Annotated in this window: 3 protein-coding genes; 1 reads left to right on the forward strand and 2 read right to left on the reverse strand. The window is 25.4% G+C overall.

Translation table 11 applies throughout. The annotated features are described in order from the left end of the window. Positions 1-748 precede the first annotated feature (748 nt). Positions 749-964, forward strand: coding sequence for a hypothetical protein (locus tag DMG62_24410; GenBank protein ID PYY19640.1), 216 nt, complete (start codon positions 749-751; stop codon positions 962-964). Positions 965-1,278: 314 nt separating this feature from the next. On the opposite strand, the gene DMG62_24415 is transcribed toward DMG62_24410, so the two are convergent. Then, the gene (locus DMG62_24415) at positions 1,279-1,443 is read right to left on the reverse strand and encodes a hypothetical protein (GenBank protein PYY19641.1); all 165 of its coding nucleotides are present in this window, start codon (positions 1,441-1,443) and stop codon (positions 1,279-1,281) included. A 1-nt stretch (position 1,444) separates the two neighbouring features. Continuing rightward, positions 1,445-1,771: a hypothetical protein gene (locus DMG62_24420; protein ID PYY19642.1), complete on the reverse strand. Its 327-nt coding sequence runs from the start codon at positions 1,769-1,771 to the stop codon at positions 1,445-1,447. Between the last annotated feature and the right edge of the window lie 282 nt (positions 1,772-2,053).

Below are 2,053 nucleotides of genomic sequence, written 5' to 3' on the forward strand. Positions count from 1 at the left end.
ATGTAAAAAAAAGAAGAATATACAGTTATGTGTATACTCTGCAAAGCAAATTAAGAGAAAACAATTAGTTTGTGGAAGTTCTGTAATAGATGATGATATGACAGAATCCTTACCAAAAAAAATTCGTGTAAGATATATTTTATTATCTATATTTATTGGTTTTATTTACATTTTATTCATATTCAAATAAAAATTTTTAATTTAAATTAGGTGACAGAACCCTCTTCTATTTTGGATATGACGAAATTAGAAATATACAAAGATCTTCCCAAATGTGAACATCATATTCAAGGTTGTTTGATTGCAGAAGATGGGCGTCATCTCAAATTGAATAATGAGATGATTGCCATATGGGCAAGAGCAATGGTAAATAGATTTTATAATTCAAGATATATTATTATTCTAATTAATAATAAATTTTATTATTATTAGATTGCCAAAATTAATGGAGTAGATACAACTCATCCACCGTCAACAAAGATCTTTGATAGAGTTCATTACTTCTACCCAAATTCTAAAAAGCCTTTGGAAGATTACAATAATAATATATCTATTGATGGTAAAATATTTTATTATAACATTAATTTATTTGATAGAATTAACCTTTTATGCTTTATTTATATGAAACATATTTTTTAAAGATCAGATTATTCCAGTTGCGTCACCAAAGAAAACAAAACTTAATTTAATTACCATTCACTTAAAAAAGAAATCACCATACAAATCAAATATTCAAGCAACTAAGAATATGACTTTTCAAGATCTTATTAATTTTGTGTTTCCAATGGGTCCTCCTGAAGAAAAAAGATTTGTTATTAAATCTTCACTTAACATAGATGGAAAAGTTTTTTTGTCAGAACAAATGATTGAAGAAGTTTTTTTTGAATCACATATTCATTTGTGGATTGATATAGAAAAAACAATAATTAATTTTGATGAACTTTTTGATGAAAATAACGAGTAGATAAAATTAAAGATTTTGTTTATTTTTTGTATATAATAATTATTAGTATATATTAATAAATTTTAAATTAAAAAAAATTTAAACTTTATTTATTCAATAAAATTGCTACATTTTAATTCAAATATATCCACTATGCTGAAAACATGCTTTGGATAAATCTTTGTTAATTGTCATACATGCCAAATCCAATCCTTGTATAGGATTTTGCATAGATTCAATCCAATTTCGATTTTGACGTAAATGATTTTTTATATAAAAAAATGTTTGTTCAATCTGTTTAATAAAGTAGATATTTTAATATTTTATTTATAAATTCATCCATTTTTAAATTTACATACCGGATTCAAATCTGGTGAATATGGTGGCAAAAATTCAACTCGCACTCCTTTGGTATTACAGATATCAAGTAAATATTGTCCTTTGTGTATAGATACATTATCTAATACCAGAACACTATAAGGACCTGGAAATGCATTCATCTTAGGAAGCTTCAATAAAAAAAAAAATATTTTTTAGTATATAGTAAATAAACAAAACATTTATAAACATAATAGTAAAGATTACCAAAATATGTTCAATAAAATAATTGTAATCATTACTATTCATAGGACCTTCTTGAATAGCATAAGCCAAAAGACCATTAAGGCACAATGCACCTTCTATGGTATATCTTTTTCCACGGATAAAAAATGTGTATTTACATGCACGCCTTCCCCTAAAATTCCAACCATAACGACGAGAGAGTGTTCTTCTATCATATGCTGACTCATCAGAAAATACAAGTTGTAACGGAGTATATTGTGACATATGTATTATAAAATTTAATCTATCATTTTCATTTCGCTCTATTGCTGGTTTAGATAACTAAATAAATAAATTAATTATAAGCTGAATAAATAAAATTTGACTATAACTGCATGTACTGTATATTGAAATCTTTACCTGCTTGTGTGTATAACCAAGACGATGTATTGCTCTCCAAATAGTGGAGTAACTAATTTGACGATTCAGCCATAATTCCATTTCAGATTGTAACTCCCATATATACCAATCTACTTTTTCTTTTAGGAAACTTTCTAAATATTTTAA

It is taken from the genome of Acidobacteriota bacterium, from assembly GCA_003225175.1.
GTDB lineage: Bacteria > Acidobacteriota > Terriglobia > Terriglobales > Acidobacteriaceae > Gp1-AA112.